4 protein-coding genes are annotated in these 2,880 nt (G+C 69.3%); all 4 read right to left on the bottom strand.

Going from position 1 to position 2,880, the window contains the following annotated elements; translation table 11 throughout:
- The coding region (locus VFX99_RS01010; RefSeq protein WP_422656679.1) for a Cgl0159 family (beta/alpha)8-fold protein at nt 1–193 on the bottom strand (193 nt) is incomplete at its 3' end.
- Nucleotides 186–1,103 (bottom strand): 5-dehydro-2-deoxygluconokinase, encoded by a 918-nt coding sequence (iolC, locus tag VFX99_RS01005; RefSeq protein WP_329664458.1) that lies wholly within the window; start codon nt 1,101–1,103, stop codon nt 186–188. The genes iolC and VFX99_RS01010, both read right to left, overlap by 8 nt.
- A gap of 26 nt (nt 1,104–1,129) precedes the next feature.
- Nucleotides 1,130–2,134 (bottom strand): sugar phosphate isomerase/epimerase, encoded by a 1,005-nt coding sequence (locus VFX99_RS01000; RefSeq protein ID WP_329664457.1) that lies wholly within the window; start codon nt 2,132–2,134, stop codon nt 1,130–1,132.
- A gap of 12 nt (nt 2,135–2,146) precedes the next feature.
- Nucleotides 2,147–2,880 (bottom strand): Gfo/Idh/MocA family protein (locus VFX99_RS00995; protein ID WP_329664456.1); only part of this gene is annotated, 734 nt, incomplete at its 5' end.

Genomic DNA, 2,880 nt, shown 5'->3' with positions numbered 1-2,880 from the left:
TGACGCCGGGCCGCGCGAGAGCCACGACCAGCCGGTCGAGCAGCTCGCCGCGATCACCGAGCAGCATGCCGCGCCCCGGGTGGTCGGCCGCGATCACCATCAGGCGCTCAGGCCACTCAGGGCGCGCCCGAGCGCTCGCGGCCTCCGCGATCGCCTCTGGCCGCCGCGCGCGGATCTCGGTCAGGTCAAGCATGCGCGAGCATCCCCTCGACCTCGTCCTCGGTCGGCATCGCGTCGGCGCAGGCCAACCGCGACGCGACGAGCGCGCCGGCGGCGTTGCAGAAGCGCATCGCGCGCTCCAGCGGCCAATCGCCGAGCAACGCATGGCACAGAGCACCGCCGAAGGCGTCGCCCGCGCCGAGGCCGTTCACGACCTCGACCGGCACCGGCGGGACATCCGCCCACTCCTCGCCACGGCGCGCCAGCACACCCTTAGGCCCTTGTTTGACGACCGCGAGCTCGAGGGGCGTGGAGGCCGCGACGCGAGGATCGCGGGTGCCGATCGCCGTGTCCCACTCGTCGAGGTTGCCGACCGCGACGTCGACGTACGGCAGCGCCTCCTGCACCCAGCGCCGGGCCTCCTCACGCGAGTCCCAGAACATCGGGCGGTAGTCGAGGTCGAGCACCGTGATGCCGCGTGCGGCGCGCAGCGCCGCGAGCGTCGCGCCGCGCGACGGTTCTTCGGAGAGTCCCGTGACCGTCGCCCAGAACACCTTGGCCTGGGCGATCGCGTCGTGGTCCAGCTCGTCCGCGGCAATCTGGAGGTCGGGCGCCGACGGCTCGCGGTAGAAGTACAGCGGGAAGTCGTCCGGCGGGAAGATCTCGCAGAACGTCACCGGAGTCGGCAGTCCGTCCACCGGCGTCACCCAGCGGTCGTCGACGCCGAAGCCCTGGAGCGCGTCGTGCAGGAACTCGCCGAACGGATCGCGACCCGTGCGGGTGATCGTCGCCACCTTGCGCCCGTAGCGCGCCGCCGCCACGGCCACGTTGGTCGAGCTGCCGCCGAGGTACTTGCCGAACGAGGACACCTCGCGCAGCGAGACGCCGGTCTGCAGCGGATAGACGTCCACGCCTATCCGGCCCATGGTCACCACGTCGAACATCGTTCAGCCCCCGCTCAGCAGCCGAATCAGGCCGTGACCGTCTGCGCGGCCTCGAGGAGGTTGCGGGCAGCGAACTCCAGCCCTTCGATCTGGCCGAACGACGCATCCTCGTGCTCGATGTTCACCGCGCGCACCGGGGTGTGCTGCTCCAAGGCGCTCAGGAAGGAGGTCCAGAAGGCCACGTCGTGGCCGCGGCCGACGGCGACGAAGGACCAGCCGGGCACAGCCGGCCACCGAGTGACCGTGTAGCGGCCGCCCAGACCGACCGGGTTCTCTTCCGCCGGGATCCATTCGAAGCGGTCGTCCAGCACGCCGTTCACCGCAGCGGTCTCGTGGATGAGCGTGTCCTTGGCCGCAGCGAAGAAGATCAGGTCCCCGAGGTCCTCGATCGCGGCGATGGGATCGATGTGCTGCCAGAACAGGTGGCTGGGATCCATCTCGGCGCCGACGCGGTTGACGCCGCCCTCCGGCGTGGTCAGCGCGACGAGCCGCTTCATCGTGGCCGGGTTGAACACCAGGTTGTGCGGGTGCATCTCGATGGCGACATTGACGTCGCTCTCGGCGGCGAGGGTCTGAATCTCCTTCCAGAACGGCACCGCGACCTCGTCCCACTGGTAGTCGAGCGTCTCCTTGTAGACGCTGTCCCACGGGATCACGGTCCAGGACGGACGAGTTCCACCCGCCTCGGCCGCCGGGAGGCCGGACATCGTGATCACCGTCTTGATCCCCAGCAGGCCGGCGAGCTTGATCGTTCGCTTGAGATCGTCGCCGTGATGGATCTCCGGGTCGGGGTGCAGTGGGTTGCCGTTGCAGTTGAGCGCCGTGAGCTCGATGCCGTACTCGGCGAACGTCGCCAGGTACGACTCGCGGGCCTCAGCGCTGCTGAGGAGTTCGTCGACCGGGATGTGTGGCGTTCCGATAAAGCCACCGGCGTTGATCTCGGCGCTGTTGAGGCCGAGGTCGCGGAGGATCGCCAGCGCCCCGTCGAGGGTCTTGTCGTGCAGGCAGGCCGTGTAGGCACCGAGTTTCATGACGCGCGTTCCTTAGGAGGTCGTGGAGGCCAGCGGAGACGCGACGGCGACAGCCTGCCCGTCGTTCAGTGCGGACCGGGTGACGGCGGCGAGGATTTCCATGTTGTGCAGGCCGTGGGCAAGGGACGGCACGGGGGCGAGCTTGCCGAGTCCGGCCACCTGGTCGAGGAAGGCGCGGGCCTGCCAGACGAACAAGTCGTTCTGACCGTGCCCGACCGACGGGAAGTCCATGGCGATGCCGCGCTCGATCCCGGGATGCTGCGGGCCGATCAACACGGAGCGATAACCGTTGGTCTTCCCGTCCGGACCGTTGTCGGCGAAGGTGAACTCTCCGGGCCGGTTGAGATCGAAGGCGGCCGCACCGTCGGCCGCGTACACCTCGAAGCCGAGCCCGTTCGGGAGACCGTGCGAGATGCGGCTGATGGAGAACGTGCCGACGGCGCCGGACTCGAACGTTGCTGTGAACGTGGCGATGTCCTCGTTGTCCACCGGCTCCTTCCCGTCCCCCACGGCGCCGGCCGAGTGCCCCACGACGGCGCCGAGGGGCACCGGGCGTTCGGTGGTGAACGTCTGAAACACCGCGCCGCTGACCGTGGCGATCGGACCGCAGAGGTACTCCCCGAGGTCGATCATGTGGCTGCCGATGTCCGCCAGCGCCCCGCTTCCGGGGCCTCCGCGATACCGCCAGCTGATCGGGTTGTCCGGGTTCTGGGCGTAGTCGCACCAGTAGTGGCCGTTGAAGTGCC

The organism is Microbacterium sp., assembly GCF_036277215.1.
GTDB lineage: Bacteria > Actinomycetota > Actinomycetes > Actinomycetales > Microbacteriaceae > Microbacterium.
The sequence above is the reverse complement of the archived record's forward strand: the minus strand, read 5'-3'. Positions and strand labels throughout refer to the sequence as shown.